At 48.2% G+C, this 17,946-nt stretch carries 11 protein-coding genes; 6 read left to right on the forward strand and 5 right to left on the reverse strand.

All coding sequences use genetic code 11. The features are described from left to right. Positions 1 to 97 precede the first annotated feature (97 nt). From murC to ftsZ, 4 genes are all read left to right on the forward strand, one after another. Positions 98 to 1,447, forward strand: a complete 1,350-nt coding sequence (gene murC, locus BOC67_RS04440; protein WP_291907790.1) for a UDP-N-acetylmuramate--L-alanine ligase — start codon at positions 98 to 100, stop codon at positions 1,445 to 1,447. Between the two features lie 7 nt (positions 1,448 to 1,454). Further along, positions 1,455 to 2,558: a hypothetical protein gene (locus tag BOC67_RS04445; protein WP_291907792.1), complete on the forward strand. Its 1,104-nt coding sequence runs from the start codon at positions 1,455 to 1,457 to the stop codon at positions 2,556 to 2,558. Then, the gene (gene ftsA / locus BOC67_RS04450; RefSeq protein ID WP_291907793.1) at positions 2,555 to 3,958 is read left to right on the forward strand and encodes a cell division protein FtsA; all 1,404 of its coding nucleotides are present in this window, start codon (positions 2,555 to 2,557) and stop codon (positions 3,956 to 3,958) included. Before BOC67_RS04445 ends, ftsA begins: the two co-directional genes overlap by 4 nt. A 195-nt stretch (positions 3,959 to 4,153) precedes the next feature. Next, the gene (ftsZ, locus tag BOC67_RS04455) at positions 4,154 to 5,959 is read left to right on the forward strand and encodes a cell division protein FtsZ (RefSeq protein WP_291907795.1); all 1,806 of its coding nucleotides are present in this window, start codon (positions 4,154 to 4,156) and stop codon (positions 5,957 to 5,959) included. Between the two features lie 240 nt (positions 5,960 to 6,199). Here the strand turns inward: ftsZ and BOC67_RS04460 are convergent, their stop codons facing one another. The 3 genes from BOC67_RS04460 to BOC67_RS04470 all read right to left on the reverse strand — a co-directional run bounded on the left by BOC67_RS04460 (position 6,200) and on the right by BOC67_RS04470 (position 11,793). Next, on the reverse strand, positions 6,200 to 7,951 hold the full coding sequence (locus BOC67_RS04460; protein WP_291907797.1) for a glycoside hydrolase domain-containing protein: 1,752 nt from the start codon (positions 7,949 to 7,951) through the stop codon (positions 6,200 to 6,202). A gap of 130 nt (positions 7,952 to 8,081) precedes the next feature. Next, entirely contained in the window at positions 8,082 to 10,040 is a 1,959-nt protein-coding gene (locus tag BOC67_RS04465) for a KUP/HAK/KT family potassium transporter (RefSeq protein WP_291907799.1), read from the reverse strand. Between the two features lie 202 nt (positions 10,041 to 10,242). Beyond that, on the reverse strand, positions 10,243 to 11,793 hold the full coding sequence (locus BOC67_RS04470) for an OmpA family protein (protein WP_291907801.1): 1,551 nt from the start codon (positions 11,791 to 11,793) through the stop codon (positions 10,243 to 10,245). A gap of 313 nt (positions 11,794 to 12,106) precedes the next feature. Between BOC67_RS04470 and BOC67_RS04475 the strand changes: the two genes are divergently transcribed. Both BOC67_RS04475 and recJ read left to right on the forward strand, forming a co-directional pair. Further along, a complete protein-coding gene (locus BOC67_RS04475; protein WP_291907803.1) occupies positions 12,107 to 13,072 on the forward strand; it encodes a polyprenyl synthetase family protein in 966 nt (321 codons plus the stop codon). 101 nt (positions 13,073 to 13,173) lie between these two features. Next, positions 13,174 to 14,871 (forward strand): single-stranded-DNA-specific exonuclease RecJ, encoded by a 1,698-nt coding sequence (gene recJ, locus BOC67_RS04480; RefSeq protein WP_291907805.1) that lies wholly within the window; start codon positions 13,174 to 13,176, stop codon positions 14,869 to 14,871. A 59-nt stretch (positions 14,872 to 14,930) separates the two neighbouring features. Here the strand turns inward: recJ and BOC67_RS04485 are convergent, their stop codons facing one another. Both BOC67_RS04485 and htpG read right to left on the reverse strand, forming a co-directional pair. Beyond that, complete coding sequence (locus BOC67_RS04485) at positions 14,931 to 15,653, reverse strand: hypothetical protein (protein ID WP_291907806.1); 723 nt, start codon at positions 15,651 to 15,653, stop codon at positions 14,931 to 14,933. A 374-nt stretch (positions 15,654 to 16,027) separates the two neighbouring features. Next, entirely contained in the window at positions 16,028 to 17,869 is a 1,842-nt protein-coding gene (htpG, locus tag BOC67_RS04490) for a molecular chaperone HtpG (protein ID WP_291907809.1), read from the reverse strand. Positions 17,870 to 17,946: the final 77 nt, after the last annotated feature.

Here is a 17,946-nt window from a genome sequence, read left to right on the forward strand (position 1 = left end):
CATGCTGAAGAAAATTATGCAAATAATCTTCAGAAAATATTGAAAATAAAAATCTTAAAGAGATATATCAGCGTATATCTTTCGTTATAGAGAGGTTATGGATTTGAACAACATACATAGGGTTTATTTTATAGGAATCGGCGGGATCGGTATGAGCGCCATTGCACGCTACTTTAATGAAAAAGGCGTGAAGGTGAGCGGTTATGACCGTACCCCCACCGCGCTGACCAGGCAGCTGGAAGCGGAAGGTATGCAAATCCATTACACTGACGAGGTGAACCTGCTGGATAAAGACGCTAACCTGGTCGTATATACGCCGGCGATTCCCGCAGCCCATACGGAACTGACCTGGTACCGCGACCACCAGTACGAGGTCGTAAAGCGCAGCGACGTATTGCAGGAAATCACCCGCTCCCTGTTTGCGATCACCGTAGCAGGCACGCATGGTAAAACGACCGTTTCCACCATGATCGCCCACTTGCTGAGGGACAGCGGATACGGTTGCAACGCTTTCCTGGGTGGCATCAGCGTTAACTACGATAAAAATTTCTGGAGCAGCAGGAAGCAGGTAGCCGTTATTGAAGCAGATGAGTATGACCGCTCCTTCCTGAAATTAAGTCCTGATATCGCCGTGCTGACTGCCATGGATGCAGACCATCTCGATATTTATGGCACACCGGAAGCAATGGAAGATGCTTTTATTCAGTACACGCACAATATTAAACCAAATGGCACGCTGATTGCTCGTTTCGGCCTTCATCGCGACAAGGAACTGAACGCCACCAACAAGTTGCTGTACAGTTTACAGAACGATGCAGCCGATGCATATGCGCAAAACATCCGGATGAAAAACGGAGGTTATGAATTCGATGTGATGCACAAGGATTGGATGATTGACAACCTGGAGTTACACATCGGCGGTATGCATAACGTGGAAAACGCAGTGGTGGCAGTAACAGTAGCGCACCTGCTGGGTATAGGAACCGATAAGATCCGTGCGGCGCTCAGTTCTTTCAAAGGCATCAAACGCAGGTTTGAATACGTGGTAAAAAATGATCATCAGATATACATTGATGATTATGCACACCACCCGGAAGAGTTAAAAGCATTGATCACCAGTGCCAAAGCGCTTTTCCCCGGACGAAAAACAACGGTCATCTTCCAGCCGCACCTGTTTAGCCGCACGCGCGACCTGGCTGAAGGCTTTGCCGCCAGCCTTTCACTGGCAGATGAGGTGATCCTGTTGCCCATCTACCCAGCGCGGGAGTTACCGATAGAAGGGGTCAGCAGCGAAATGATTGCCGCAATGATCACCGTACCGGTAAGCATCATGCAGAAAGAGGAAGTATTGCAATGGCTGAAATCAAACCCGGTACCATTACTGATCACCGCCGGCGCAGGCGATATTGATCAGCTGAAGGAACCGATAAAAGAAATTTTAAAATAGTTCTTGAATGTCTAAAACTACCAACATACTGAAAAGACTGGGCATTGCTATCCTCTGGATAGGAGTGATGACAGGCTTTGTCATTTTGCTGGTAGCTGCCAATAATGTAAAAGACGAAAGCAAGTGCAAAAAAATCGTTGTGAAGTTCGAAGGGAAAGACGACAACTTTTTCATCGAATCCAAGGACATCAAAGCCCTCATAACGAAAGATAAAAGCATTAACCCGGTAGGTAAGCCCATCGGATCCATCAACGTAGCGCAGCTGGAAAAGCTGATTGATACGGATCCCTGGGTGAAAAACTCCGAACTGTATTTTGATAACCAGCAGCAGCTGAACATCAAGATCCAGCAAAGGGAACCGGTAGCAAGAGTATTTACTTTTTCCGGCAACAGTTTTTACCTGGACGAAACGGGAGAAAGAATTCCCGTGTCCACCCGGTATGCCGCCAAAGTACCGGTATTCACTGGCTTCCCTACAGATGCGGAAAAGCTGCAACGGGCCGACAGCCTGCTCACAGCGCAGATCGTAGATTTGGGTACCTATATCAATGGCAATCCTTTTTGGGCAGCCCAGGTAGAACAACTGATGATTATGCCGGATCACAAGTTCGAATTCATCCCGCAGCTGGGTGATCACGTGATTGCGATCGGCGACGGCACAGATATAGACAAGAAATTCACCAAACTTCTGGCTTTTTATAAAGAAGGACTGAATAAAGTTGGCTGGAATAATTATTCACGCATCAACGTAGCATTTGAAGACCAGGTGGTGTGTACAAGGAAAGACGGCGTTGCGCCCCTGCAACCTGTCATCACTTCCGACAGTGTGAAATTGAACGGAGCAGACGAAGTGCCTGTGTATGAAAACAATGACTCAGTATCAGCTGTTACCAGCAAAAAAACGGAGGAGCCGGCAGCGGTAAAACCTAAACCCGCCGCCAAACCTTCAACGGAATCAAAAGCTAAGGCGGAGAAAAAGGAGCCTGTGAAAAAAGAACCTGTGAAGAAAAAAGAAAAGGCGCCGGCAGAAAAGCCCAAGCAACAACCTAAAGCAGTGTATAAGCCAGGGAATAAATCTGTTAACACATCAAAAAAACAAAACACGCCATGAATCAGGAAGCTCCTATCATTGTAGGTCTCGACATAGGCACTACGAAGATTGCTGCCATAGCAGGAAGGAAGAATGAATTCGGGAAACTGGAAATCCTGGGATTCGGTAAAGCCACATCGTTCGGCGTTCAGCATGGTATGGTGCTGAATATCGATCAAACCATAAAGGCGATCAGGCAGGCCCTGGAAAATTGTTATGCATCCAACCCCAACCTGGAGATTAACGAAGTGTATGTAGGCATTGCCGGACATCACATCAAAAGTTTGCAAACCCGCGGAGATATAGTACGCAATGATGTGGAAGCGGAAATATCCCAGAAAGATATTGATCAGTTAATCAATGATCAGTACAAAACCGTTATTCCTGCCAGCGATCAGATCATCGATGTGATCCCGCAGCAATATATTGTGGATAGTCTGCAGAACATCACCTACCCCATTGGTATGTCGGGGGTGAAGGTGGGTGCAAACTTCCATATCATCACCGGCGATAAGAACGCCATCCGCAACATCAACCGCAGCGTGGAAAAATCAGGTCTGAAAATACGCGACCTGGTATTGCAGCCACTGGCCTCCGCTGCCGCGGTAATGTGCGATATGGACTTCGAAGCAGGGGTAGCCATCGTGGATATCGGTGGTGGTACCACTGACCTCGCCGTATTCTATGAGGGTATCCTGAAGCACACTGCAGTGATCCCTTATGGTGGTGAAAACATTACCAACGACATCAAAAATGGTTTGGGTGTACTGAAAACCCAGGCTGAACAGATGAAAGTGCAATTCGGCTACGCCCTGGCAGACGAAGCGAAAAGTAACGCATACATTACTATACCCGGTTTACGCGGACAGAGCCCGAAAGAGATCTCTGTGAAAAACCTGGCCCATATCATCCAGGCCCGTATGAGTGAAATACTCGATTTCGTAGTATATCATCTCAAACAAATCGGTATGGACAATAAAATGCTCAATGGCGGCATTATACTGACAGGAGGAGGTTCCCAGCTGAAACACCTGATCCAGCTGACGGAATATACCACCGGCGTAAGCGCGCGCATTGGCTTCCCGAACGAACACCTGGCCAGCGGACATATAGACGAGCTGACCAAGCCGATGTATGCTACCTGCGTAGGATTGATCCTCAAAGGCTACAACGATTATGAAAATGATCGTAAGGCGCTGGAAGAAAACTACGTAAAAATTAATACGAGCTATCTCGCAAAAGAACAGGCAGCTCAATCCATGGCAGAACAGGATACCTGGGTGGAAGAAAGTGCGCCGAGCAGCCAGGAAATCCAGGATAGGAAAGCCAAAGAAAGAAATGCATCTTTGAAAAATTTCCTCGACAAGATGAAAACAAAGATCATCGACATGTTCACCGAAGAAGAAGACGCTAAACTATAAAGAGATGGCGCAATTGTTGTTATTAAAAGCCTTCCGGCAACAATTGCGCTGACTAAAACAAAACAAATAAGAATTAAGAACGATCGTTAATAATGATTAGGCAAATGAACCATAGTAACAACATAGTAAAAGCAGACTTAATTCTTAATAGTTCATTATTAACAAATCGTACTAACCCATAAAAGAGACAGAGTCATGATACATTTTGATCTTCCTAAGGAAAAATCTTCTATCATCAAGGTGATCGGTATTGGTGGTGGCGGAAGCAATGCGGTGAATCATATGTATAGCCAGCGCATTGATGGCGTGAATTTTATTATCTGCAATACCGATGCACAGGCTATTGCAAACAGTCCTGTCCCAAACAAGATCCAGCTGGGTCCCCATCTCACGCAGGGTCTTGGAGCCGGCGCTAACCCCGAAATCGGCAAACAGGCAACAGAAGAGTCCTTTGAAGAAATCAAAAAAATACTGGAGGTGAATACCAAGATGGCTTTCATTACCGCTGGTATGGGAGGTGGCACCGGTACCGGTGGCGCTCCGATTATCGCGCGTATTTGTAAAGAACTGGGTATCCTGACCGTTGGTATTGTTACAACCCCATTTTCTTACGAAGGAAAGAAAAGAATGGCACAGGCAGACGAAGGTATCTCCCGCTTGAAAGAGTATGTGGATACCCTGCTGATCATTTCAAATGATAAACTGCGTCAGAAATTCGGCGACCTGAAATTCAAGGCCGCTTTTGAAAAAGCAGATAACGTACTCGCTACCGCTGCAAAATGTATTACGGATGTTATCAACTCCACCGGCCAGATCAACGTCGATTTCGCCGATGTGTGTACCGTAATGCGTAACGGCGGTGTGGCGATACTCGGCTCCGCATTGGCAGAAGGTGAAAACCGTGCACAGCGCGCTATCGAAGATGCGCTGACCTCTCCATTGCTGAACGATAACGATATCCGCGGCGCTAAATGGATCCTTATCAATATCTCTTCTTCCGAAGGTGAATTCGAACACACCCTCGATGAAATGGATATCATCCAGGCTTACGTACAAAGCCAGGCCGGTGAGGATTGCGACGTTATCCTCGGTGTGGGCTACGATCAGTCGCTCGACAGGAACCTGGGCGTTACCATCATTGCTACCGGTTTCGAACAGAAACCCATCCAGCAACAGAAAATGACTCCCTCCAACCCTGAAAGAGTAGAGCCTAAGATCGTAATGCAACTGGGTAAAGACGGCGACGAGAAAAAAATGAATATGCAGCAGAGCCAGGGCGTGTTGTTCCAGGAACCACAGGACCTCATGGCGCCCCGCCTCATGGATCACCCTGAGCCGGTAAGCCCCTATTCACAGCCATCCGTACAACCTGCCAGCCAGCAGGCGCCGATAGCTCCTTCCCGTCAGAACTACGTGCTGAACATCCAGCAAACGCCTGTTCAGCCTGTTGCTGAGCCGGTGCAGCCGGTTGCCCAAACGCAACAGCCGGTACAGCAAATGCAGCAACCGGTACAGCAGATGCAGCAGCCTGTGCAAGCGCCTGCCGCCAATGCTGCTCTGAACAACGTCAACGTAATTCAGCCGCAAGCAGGTAACGCCGGCGCATATACGAGCAGACCAGCCCATATATACGTAGAACCAGGCACCACTCCTTCACAGGAAATGAAAATGGTGTACAAGGAAGAAGATAACAACCATACGCCAATGCCACCGGAAGTGCCTATGCACAGCACTTATGAAGACCTGGAAGAGCAGAAACGCAAACAGGCCGAAAGAGTTGCAAAACTCCGCAGCATCAGCTTCAATGTGAAAAACATGGATAACAACGCTGAAATTGAAAACGTTCCTGCCTACCTCCGTCGTAACGTATCTCTGGACAATGGCGCAGGTTCTGCGGAACAATTCTACTCCAATTACACCGTTAGCGTTGAACCGGGACAGAATAATCCAACTGAAATAAATACTATAAATACTTTTTTAGATGGGAAAAAACCAGATTGATAAATTAACATTTGTCTTTTCCGGTAAATATTTGATTGTTTTTTAGTTGTGTTAAGAAAATCCTCCGGTTCCCCGGAGGATTTTTTAATGTATAAAGGGGCACCGAAAATGTATGTATAAAGGGCCACGAAAAATGTATGCATAAAGGCCACCGGAAACGTACAACAGGGCCTAAAAAATTGCGGGTGCTACCCACGCCTAAAACCTGGATAGCACCCGAAAATAAAAGTCTTTATTACTTTATAAAGTATTCAATTTGGCTTTGGCAGCATTAATCACATCTGCCGCCGGGGTGGTTTTTAAAGCCGGAATTGCTATCGTCTTCAGGATATCTTCCAACTGTTGCAGCTTAGCTTTATCCCCATTTTTTTCAAATTCTGCCCTTAAAGTCCGGATTTTCTCAAAATCCTGGATACCTTCTATCAATCTCTCAAAGCGAATGGAGGATCTCGGTCCCGGATATACGAAATAGGTATCGCCGGCAGCCCATGCCCTGAAACGGCTATCCGTCAGCGGATCTTTCACCCAGCAGTTATACGCCCAGCGTAAATAACCGGAATAACCTTTTGCCGCTGCATACCAGCCCATAAAGGTGGATTCCGCCGGCGGGGAGAAAGTAAAGGTATTGGGATAACCTTCCGTACAGCAGGTGTAGAAGGTGGTCGGCCAGCCTTTTGCCTGGCGGGCGGCCATTTCTTCTTTGGTGAACGACTCCCCGGAAGCGATACAATAATCATAAATTTCATTTACAAGCGGCCCGTGATGGCTGCCCGCAAGCGATAATTTCAGGTCCTTATCGGCCTGGCGGATGATCTTCAGCGCCTCCTGCATGTCCTTCATCGGGCGCTCGTCCATAGCGATGGTAGTGATATTAAACCAGCCTTTTTGTTTCAGGTGCTTTACAAAACTGTTTAACATAGGCTGCCAGTGAGCGCTGTATTCAGGAGAACCCGGTTTGGCGACAATGAAGGTATCGCGGTTGGCGGCCTCGTCGAAATAGTAGAACTTCAGGTTCCACGGAATCATGCTGTAGCAGTTGATTTCCTTTTTGATACCCAGGCCCATCATGTAGGAAACCCATTTATCAAAGATGGTATAATCATAGGCCCAGCTGCCGTCCTTCTTCTTTGTCCATTTGATCATGCTGCTGTACACATCCTGGGTCTGGCTGTTCCATGGATCGTAAATAAGGGTGGCGGTGATACATTTTTGTCCCGCAGCAGCCAGCATCTGCATATACGGCTTCATGGCGGCAAAGTGCGCGTCGCTCCAGGGTTTTACGTTGTACATGCGGGCTACGGCATCAGGGCTTTGCCAGAGGTCCAGGTGGAAAGCCCACTTATCCGGTGTGGATAAAGTATGGTTCAGCACCTGCAGCTGGAATTGCTTCCTGATCTTGTTGTTGCCGGCAGTTACCTCCACCGTGCCGGTGTAATCCCCTGCAGGCGTATTTTGCGGCACCTGGATAGTGATCCATACCGGCTGTGTGGTTTTGGCGGCTATGGCGTTTGAATTGGTCAGGTCGATGCCATCGGCCACGAGGGACGAGTCAAAGTCCTGCGGTTTACGGAAGCCGCAGCCACCGCCGTTTTTATTAAGTTCATCCGTCATGACATACCGTACAAAACCGGCTTTGGCAGCATTGGCCGGAAATTTAAACCGGCTGCCGGCAATACCGGTTACCTGTACGGTTACTTTATCCAGCGGTTTGGAGGTCCATATGAGCAGTTGGGTATGTACTTTCTCCCCTTTCCAGGCGATACCTTTCCAGCTTTCTGCAGTTTGGGAAGGGCTGGGGGCGTTTCTTTTTTCATAACGGGTATCGGTATTACCGAAAGCTACATGTACCTGCTGATCATATTGTTGCCAGGAAGCTTCCGCAACCGGGCGCGGGTCTGGCAATTCTTTGTAATCGCGGGTTACAGGCGATTGCGCCCATGCATGTTGTTGCACTGCTACGAGGAGCAGCAGGCCGAAAATTTTGTTCACCATTACTAAATAGATTTTCATTGCTTAGGGAGGCGCCAAGCGGACTTCCCCTAAAAAGATTTGCCCAATATCTTAAAAAAACGCCGGTTTTTCTAAGATATTGGGCAAAATATGCTTACCGTTCATGGAAAAGCTAGAAGCGGTGTACGATGCGTTTTAACTGCAGGTTCGTGACCGGCGCTACTACGAGCGGGTACTTTTCAATAGTCACATAGCTGGAATCCAGGCCAAAGCCCCTTTCTTCGGACAAACTGATCTTTTTCAGGAAGAAGTACATCTTCATGATCATCCTTTCGTACAGTGGCAGGTCGTTGTCGTGGGAAAGGAATTTTTCCATAACAATAAACTGGAAGTCCCCTACCACATTGTTCTTACTGAGGGATTCGTAGCGGCTGGTGATATTCACCTCCTTGTTGCGCACCATATCCTCCACCACCATACGGAACATGAGGTTGATACGCTGTTCCACCTTGAATCCCAGGCGGAATTCCACGCGGATCACTTCGTTCGGTATAATGGTTTGCACGGAGTATTCGCTCAGGTAAGGCTCATCCACTACGTCCACATGCACAAACCAGTAGATATCCGCCCTTTTGGGCTTCTTATTCAGAATGGAATAAATGATCTTATGCTCGATCTCCTTCGGATTATCGGCGCTGCTCATATATACCAGGTGGGTGGCATATTTCGGGATGGTGGTATCGTTGCTGAGTTCCTGCATGATAGGCAGGTAATCTTCCAGGCGCACGAATTCCACATAGCGGTTTTTGATCTTCCTGGACTTAAACCATACCATCATTACCAGGAACAGCGCACCTGCCACAATCACCGTTACGTAACCGCCATGGGCAAATTTTACGAGGTTGGCGAAAAGGAAGGAGAATTCGATGGTAAAGTAGACGGCGAGATATAATAATATCCACCCGATCCATACCCTTCGGGTATATAGGTAGAAGGCAAACAGGCAGGAGGTCATCAACATACAGATGGTGATGGACAGGCCGTATGCGGCTTCCATATGGGAGGATTCCTGGAAAATCAGTACGATGGCGGCGCAGCCTACAAACAGCATCACGTTGATGCCGGGGATGTACAGCTGTCCTCTCATTTCTGTCGGGTAGTTTACCCGGAGCTTAGGCCAGAGGTTCAGGCGCATGGCTTCAGAAATGAGTGTAAAGGAGCCGGAAATCAGGGCCTGACTGGCAATAATAGATGCCATTGTGGCGATCAGTACGCCAAAAATCACGAACCATTCCGGCATGATGGTAAAGAAAGGGTTCTGGTCTTTCGGGATAATCTGACCTTTTTGTGTGAGCAACCAGGCGCCTTGTCCGAGATAATTAAGGATGAGGCAGGTTTTCACAAACACCCAGGAAACCCGGATATTACCTTTTCCGCAGTGGCCGAGGTCCGAATACAGCGCTTCCGCCCCTGTGGTACAGAGGAATACCGCCCCCAGGATCAGGAACCCTTTAGGGTAGGTAGTCAGCAGTTCGATGGCGTAATGCGGGCTGAAAGCCTTGAAAATACTCAGGTCATCGGCGATATGGGTGATCCCGAGGATGCCCAGCATGGAAAACCAGAGCACCATAATGGGGCCGAAGAGCCGGCCGATGGATACTGTACCGAACTGTTGCATAATAAACAGCCCGGTGATAATGGCCAGTACTATTTTCACAATGGTAAGCTGGCTGAGATCTTTAAATACCTCGAGGGTGCGTAACCCTTCGATGGCGGAGGTAACGGTAATAGGCGGCGTGATGATACCATCTGCGAGGAGGGCTGCTCCGCCTATCATCCCGAAGATAACCGTCCATTTGGCGTGTCGTCTGACGAGCGCATAGAGCGAGAAAATACCACCTTCGCCTTTATTATCGGCCCTGAGGGTCAGGATAACGTATTTGATGGTTGTTTGCAGTGTAAGCGTCCAGATGATACAGGAAATACCACCTATGACAAGCAGGTCGCTGATAGGATTGCCTCCTACAATGGCCTTAAACACATAGAGCGGAGAGGTTCCGATGTCGCCGTAGATAATTCCGAGCGCTACGACTAAACCTGCCAGGGAGACCCTGTTAATGTTTATACCCACTTAGAAAAAGTTTGTTAAAAAAGCCCCCAAAATTATATGTTTTTGGGAAATGGAGCAAAGGAAAGGAAAAAATGGACTTAAGGTGTCAACCAGGGGGATTGGCGCAGTAAGTGTACAGTGTGTGGAGCTGGTGGAAACTAAAAGGTCCTCCGCTTGTGCTGGAGGACCTTTTTAGCATTATCATTCTTTGGGAGTGTACTGATTAGTTAGCAGGAGCTAAATCAACAGTGTTAGACTCACCAGGAGTGTTTTGTTTGATGAAGCGACCGCGATCGATACCTTGTTTATCAGCCAGGTAGTCGATAACTGCGTCAACGCGACGGCTGCTCAGATCAACACCACCTTTTTTGCCTTTAGCACCAGCGTGGCCGGTAACCAGGACGTTGCAAGATGGGTTAGATTTCAGGGTAGCAGCAACGCTAGCGAGGATAGCTTCGTTGTCAGATGCTACTTTGGTAGAAGAGCCTTTGAAAGAAACTGAAGGCAGAACCAGGCTAGCGCAAGGAGCGGCAGCTGGAGTTTTGCAGCACTCAGGATCTGGGCATTTACCAACACCGTCAGCGTCAACTGGCTGGCAGTAAGTAGGAGTGATCAGTTGTTTGTCTTTGTAATCAGGAACGCCATCACCGTCAGTATCTTTAGCAACACCGTGAGAATCAACTGGTGCGCCGGCTGGAGTGTTAGGTTCGCGATCGAACTGATCAGTTACGCCATCACCGTCTGCATCAGGCAGAACCGGAGTAGGCAGTTTCATGTGACGTGGGTTGGACAGCTCGCTGTAAGCGTATTCCAGCGGGTTGATCCACCATAATGGCTGAACTCGTTTGTTAGGATTACCCAGGTTGAAGTTCAGACGCACGTTAGTGTAAGAGTAGAAATCTTTGGAAGAACCACCAGGACCAGCGTAACCATCGAGGTAAGCGTCAAATGGCATGGTGATTTTTTCTTCGATACCGATGTTGAAGCGTTTAGAAACTTTGAACGCTACACCAGTACCCAGGTCCAGTGCGTGACGCAGCAGTTGGTTGTCGTCTTTACGGCCAATTGCGATACGGTTGCCCTGAGAAGGAGCGTTTTGCTCGTATTTTTTGTCCTGTACAGATTTGATGTAATCTTTAATGTCAGAACGTTTACCAGTCAGACGAGCTGGGTCGTAAACATAACCGTTACCGTTTGCATCCAGCGCATCAACGTCTACGTCAGCCATAACGATAGAGTAACCGGCGAGTACATACCAGTTAGCTTTAGGTTCAGCTTTGTAGAACATGATGTTGCTCAGGGACATCAGCACGTCCAGGGACAGCTGGTGGTTAGCGGATTTGTAGTTAGGGATGATGTAACCACCATTTCTGGCAGCTGTAGCAGCCCAAGGATTAACGCCACCGCCTGATTGAGTAGGACGCAGTTTATAATCCTGACCGTAGTCGAAAGAACCGGTGTACTCAGCTCTCAGGGAGAAAGTATGACCCAGAGATTTTCTCAGGGAGATACCACCACCGAAACCTGGTCTAGCAGGAACGGTACCATCGATCAAGTGAAGACCTCCGTGGAAACCAAGCTCCCACATATCCCTTGGTTTAGCAGGGAAGTTGGAAGTGTGGTTCATGAAGTTATTCTGTTGTACCATTTTCTTGCTAGACACTTTGGACGAATCCAGTGCATCATAGCCGGTTGGTTGAACCTGTGCAAAACCAGAAGACGCGGCTAATAAACTCACAGCGCCTGCCAGTAAAAAGTACTTTTTGCTTGCCATAATTGTTTTTTATTTAAAAACTGTTAAAAATTTACTAATAACCCGTTTTTTACCAAGCAAAGGTAAAAATCATTAACGAATAATCAAATTTTTCTTGCAATATTATTTTCATTGATAAGTGCTTAAAAAGCAGTGCGTAAACAAAAGTATTTATATACCTTAAATACGCGTAAGTTAAAGTATTGCAATCCTCGTGTTAACAAAACCTTTAGCTGCTGTTAAAGGTTTGTTATACTCCCTATACAAATTAAAGGCCAAAATGTTAAAGTTTCACTTTTTAAACCTAGCTTAGCAAACCTTTTGATTTTAGGCCATGGATGATATTAAACACCTGATAGGTAAGGAATTACAAGATTTTGAACTCAAATTCGCGGAAGCGGTAAAAAGTAATGTACCGTTGCTGGACCGCGTCATGCATTATATTGTTAAGCGCAAAGGGAAGCAAATGCGTCCCATGTTCGTGTTACTTTCAGCCCGGCTGTTTGCCGACAACCTGTCAGAAAGCACCTACAGGGCAGCTGCATTTGTTGAACTACTCCATACCGCCACCCTCGTACACGACGATGTCGTGGATGACGCCAATGAACGCCGCGGGTTTTTCTCCATCAATGCACTTTGGAAAAATAAAATTGCGGTCCTGGTAGGCGACTACCTCCTCGCAAAGGGTTTATCTCTCTCCCTCAACAACAACGAATTCAGAGCTTTAAAGATCATTTCCGACGCTGTACAGGCCATGAGCGAAGGGGAGCTGCTGCAAATAGAGAAAACCAGGAAACTCAATATCAAAGAGGATATATATTTTGAAATCATCCGCCGCAAAACGGCCTCACTTCTCGCATCTGCATGCGCTGCCGGCGCCTGGAGCGCTACCAACGATGACACAACAACTGAACAAATGAGGTTGTTCGGTGAAAAAGTAGGAATTGCCTTTCAAATTAAAGATGACCTCTTCGATTACGGCACCGCAAAAATCGGAAAACCAACAGGGATCGACATCCGCGAGAAAAAAATGACCCTCCCCCTCATCTATACCCTCGAACATGCCAGCCCCGAGGTGAGAAAAAGAATTATCTATATAGTAAAAAATCAAAATACGAATAAGGAGAAAGTAGAGGAAGTTATCCAACTCGTCAAAGCTTCCGGCGGAATCGAATACACCCAGCAAAAAATGTTTCAGTACCGCGACGAGGCCCTCGCCATTCTGCGGCAATTCCCCGAAACGGCTATCAGAAACGGCCTCGAATCCATGGTCCGGTACACCACCGACCGCACTTTCTAAAAAGAAATTCGAAAATGTAAAATTTTAAATGTAAAATGCAATGACCGCTTAAGCTGACGCTCAAAGCCAACATAATGGTAAAAGAATCCTGAACATATATAATGCAAAAACGCTGGACAGTAAAAGCTTATCAACCAAATCAGGAACATCTGCTGCAATCATCCCTCCGCATACATCCCCTGCTATGCCGGTTGCTGGTGCAACGGAACGTTCATACCTATGAGGCTGCCCGGCTGTTTTTCAGACCTACACTGAAAGACCTGCACGACCCCTGGCTCATGAAAGATATGGATAAGGCCATCGCACGCATTGAGCTGGCCTTCTTCCGTAATGAAAAAATACTCGTCTATGGCGACTATGACGTGGACGGCACCACCGCCGTAGCCACCGTGTACGACTTCCTCCGGCAGCTCTACAGCCATATTGAGTATTATATTCCTCACCGCTACCGGGAAGGCTATGGCATCTCCGCACAGGGTATAGAATACGCCAAAGCCAATGATTTCAGCCTCATCATTGCCCTGGATTGCGGCATCAAATCCGTCGAACTCATTACCGCCGCCAAAGAAGCGGGGATTGAATTCATCATCTGCGATCACCACCTGCCGGACGCCGTGCTGCCGCCGGCAGTAGCCATACTCAATCCCAAACAGTACGATTGCCCTTATCCCTACAAGGAACTGAGCGGCTGCGGCATCGGGTATAAACTGGTGAGCGCCATCGCATTGAAACGCGGCCTGCCGGAAAGCGCCGCCAATAAGTACCTCGACCTGGTGGCCACCAGCATCGCTGCGGACATAGTGCCGATGACGGGAGAAAACCGCATCCTCGCTTTCCACGGTTTGAAAAAAGTGAACGATAACCCCTTACCGGGTATCAAAGCACTGATTCAACTGAACGCCCAAAAAGAACAACTCACCATCTCCAACCTCGTTTTCGCAATCGCGCCTCGGGTCAACGCCGCCGGCAGGATGGACGATGCCCGCAAAGCCGTGAATCTATTCATTGAGGACGATCCGGAAAAAGCCAGGCTGATTGCCGAAGCCCTGCATGCGGACAACTTTGACCGCAAGGAAATCGATAGCACCATCACCCAGGAAGCAATTACCCTCCTGCAAAACGACGCGTCCATGGCAGCCCGGAAATCCACGGTACTGTACCAGGCGCACTGGCATAAGGGAGTCGTAGGGATCGTCGCTTCCCGGTTGATAGACAAGTTCTATTATCGCCCCACCGTTATCCTCACCCAATCCAACGATATGGTGGCCGGCTCCGCAAGGTCCGTCATGGGTTTTAACGTCTATGAAGCCGTACATAAATGCAAGGACCTGCTGGAAAATTACGGCGGGCATTTTTATGCTGCCGGCATGACGCTGCGCCCGGAAAATGTGAAAGCCTTCCAGGAAAAATTCGAGGAAGTGGTGGCCAGTACCATCACGGCCGATATGCTCGTCCCGGAGATCGTCATCGATACGGAAATACTTTTCAGCGATATCACGCCCGCATTCTATAATATACTCAAGCAATTTGAACCACTGGGGCCGGAAAACCTCCGTCCTGTATTCCTCGCCAGGAACCTTCTCGACACCGGCTTTTCCAGGGTAGTGAAGGAAGAACACATCAAGTTCTCCGTAAGGCAAGGCAATAGCGGCCAAACCATGTCCGGCATCGGCTTTTACATGGCCGATAAATTTGACCTCGTCAGCAGCAAGAAGCCCTTCGACATGGCGTTTACGCTGGAAGAAAACGAGTGGAACGGACAAACCACCCTGCAGCTAAAAGTAATCGACATCAGATAGAAAAGCGCCCTGTAAAAGGGCGCTGCAATGGTTTATTGATATGGTAAAGAGATACCAGGTTATTGCCGGCGCTGATTCAGCATCCAGGCATATAATTCCGCAGCGGCATAGGCTCTAGTCCAGGCGTCATGGCCGCCGGTAGGGTACTCCGTATATTTAATATTCCCACCCAGATCCTGTAAGGCTTTTACCGGTACCCTGGAACCGCTCACATTCACAGTAGGATCATCCGCACAATGGAAAGCCCATATCGGCAAGGATTTCACCGCAGGCACCAGGTTCGCGTACCCGGTACCGCAAATGGGCGCCGCCGCCGCAAAATTTTTAGGATAGGCGCAAATCCAGTCCCAGGTGGCAATGCCGCCCATACTCAATCCCGTTAGGATCACCCGGTTTGAATCCACATGGTACCTGGCCACCATTTCCTTGTAGAATTTTTGCAGCACCTCCCGGTTCCACCAGGTACTGTTGCATTGCGGCGCCACCATCACAAAGGGTTTCCCCTTTATCACCCGCGGCAGCGCTACATTTTTGAGTATCTCCACATTGGTGCCAATCTCCCCTACTCCATGGAGGAAAATAATCAGCGGCCACCGGTAATCCTTTTTGGTGTTGTATTCATCCGGGATATACAGGAGGTAATCGCTGATATTGCCGCCGGTATTCACCTTCTGAGCGGTAGTGCCAACGGGCTGCGGATCAAACACTTCCTCTGCCGGTTTGGAAGGTTTGGATACTTCTTTCTTTGAGCAGGAAAACAGGGCTATGGACAATAGCGCCAAGACATGGCATAAATTTTTAATTGTTCTTTTTTTCATATAACAGCTACAAATGAAAAGGTCCCGGCAATTGCCGGGACCAGGTTTTACAATATTTTCCTGCGGTCCTAATTACCCGCAGCAGGGTTTGCAAATAAAGAAAATAAACGCAGGCGGCGCTGTTTTATTTCATGCAGCGGAGGGCATATATTAGGATTGTTAATAAGAGGTAAATATTATGCATACCTTCTAAGTTCATTCGCAGCAAAATAAAATTCGTTTATTCGTTAGCGTTAGTCATAATTTTTTTTTTGAAGCGCCGTGCACGCCTGCCATAAAAAAGGCGGGGAACAAGCGCATCGCTTATTCCCCGCCGGAAAAATATAGACTAATACTTACTATGCTTCTTCAGCTTCCTCGATGGTCATCAGCTCCACGCTACGGTTTACGAAAGCGGTGAGGTCCGCGCCGGTGAGGAGGTTTTGTGACAGCAACGCCAGGTCAGCCAGGTTTTTAATCTGCTTCTGTTGCAGCGCGCTGTTTTTCTCGCGCAGGATCTGCAGGTACACCGGGTGGTTCGCGTTGATGGTCATATTGATCTCATCAGGCATGTTGGCGTACCAGTTCATACCGGCGCCGCCCATGTTGGCCATATCTTTCATACGGCGCATGAACTCCGGACGGGTAACGATCACCGGCTGGAGGTCTGCCGTGAGGCCTTTCATCTCTACCTTGATATTCGGCTGATTCACCTCCTGGGTGAAGAGATTTTTCAGCGTTTCTTCCTGTTCTTTGGAGAGCAGCGTTTCCACGCTTTCGTCCTTGTCGATCAGGTTGTTGGCGATATCGGCATCCACGCGGGTGAACTGCACGTTGTCCCATTTCATCTCGATGTTGTTGATGAAAGCGGCATCTACCAGCGTTTCCATTTTCACTACTTTGAAGCCTTTTTTCTGCGCGGCCTGGATGTAGCTGTCCTGCTGTACCGGGTTGGTAGAATAGAGGATCACCAGTTTGCCTTCCTTGTTGGTTTGCAGCGCAGCGGCTTCCGTGCGGTACTCTTCCTGGGTATAGCATTTACCATCGGCCACATCTTCCAGGAGGAGGAATTTATTGGCTTTGTCGAGGAATTTGTCGTCCGTCATCATGCCGTATTTCACGAACAGGCCGATGGACTCCCATTTCTCTTCGAAGGATTTGCGGTCCTGACGGAACATTTCGTCCAGTTTATCCGCTACCTTTTTAGTGATATAGCCGTTGATCTTTTTCACGTTCGGATCGCCCTGGAGGTAGCTGCGGCTCACGTTGAGCGGGATATCCGGGCTATCGATCACGCCGTGGAGCAGCATGAGGAATTCAGGAACGATATCTTTCACCTCGTCGGTCACGTACACCTGGTTGGAGTACAGGTTGATCTTGTCTTTCTGTATTTCGTAGCTCTTGGTGATTTTAGGGAAATACAGGATACCGGTGAGGTTGAAAGGATAATCCACATTCAGGTGGATCCAGAACAGCGGCGGTTCTGCGAAAGGATATAATTCTTTATAGAAGTTCTGGTAATCTTCGGTGGTCAGCTCGCTGGGCTTTTTAGTCCAGGCCGGAGCGGTGTTGTTAATTTGCTCGCCTTCGAATTTTACCGGAACCGGGAGGAATTTACAGAATTTGGTCAGGATAGCACGGATACGGCCTTCGTCGAGGAACTCTTCACTTTCTTCATTCACATGCATCACGATTTCGGTACCGCGATCTGCTTTGGAAGTCTCTTCCAGGCTGTATTCAGGGCTGCCGTCGCATTCCCAGCGCACGGCCGGGGCGTCTTCCTTCCATGATTTGGTGAAGATTTCCACCTGGTTGCTGATCATGAAAGAGGAGTAGAAGCCAAGGCCAAAGTGACCGATAATATTGGTACCGCTTTCCTGGCCTTTATATTTTTTCAGGAACTCTTCTGCGCCGGAAAAAGCTACCTGGTTAATGTATTTATCCACTTCTTCCCCCGTCATACCTACGCCATGGTCGGCGATGGTGATGGTCTTTTTTTCTTTATCCAGCTTTACCTCGATGTCGATATTGCCCAGGTCGCCTTTGAATTCACCCACACTAGCCAGTGTTCTGAGTTTTTGGGTAGCATCCACGGCGTTACTTACCAGCTCACGGATAAAGATTTCGTGATCGGAATACAGGAATTTCTTAATGATCGGAAAGATATTTTCCGTTTGTACACGTATAGCGCCTTTTTGCATGGGAAAAGTAAATTTTTTATTCGGCTGGGGAGGTTCAAAGGTTGTGCCAGCGGGCCGGAGGCTGACAAGTTGGCGCG

It is taken from the genome of Chitinophaga sp. CB10, from assembly GCA_001870995.2.
Classification (GTDB): Bacteria; Bacteroidota; Bacteroidia; order Chitinophagales; family Chitinophagaceae; genus Chitinophaga.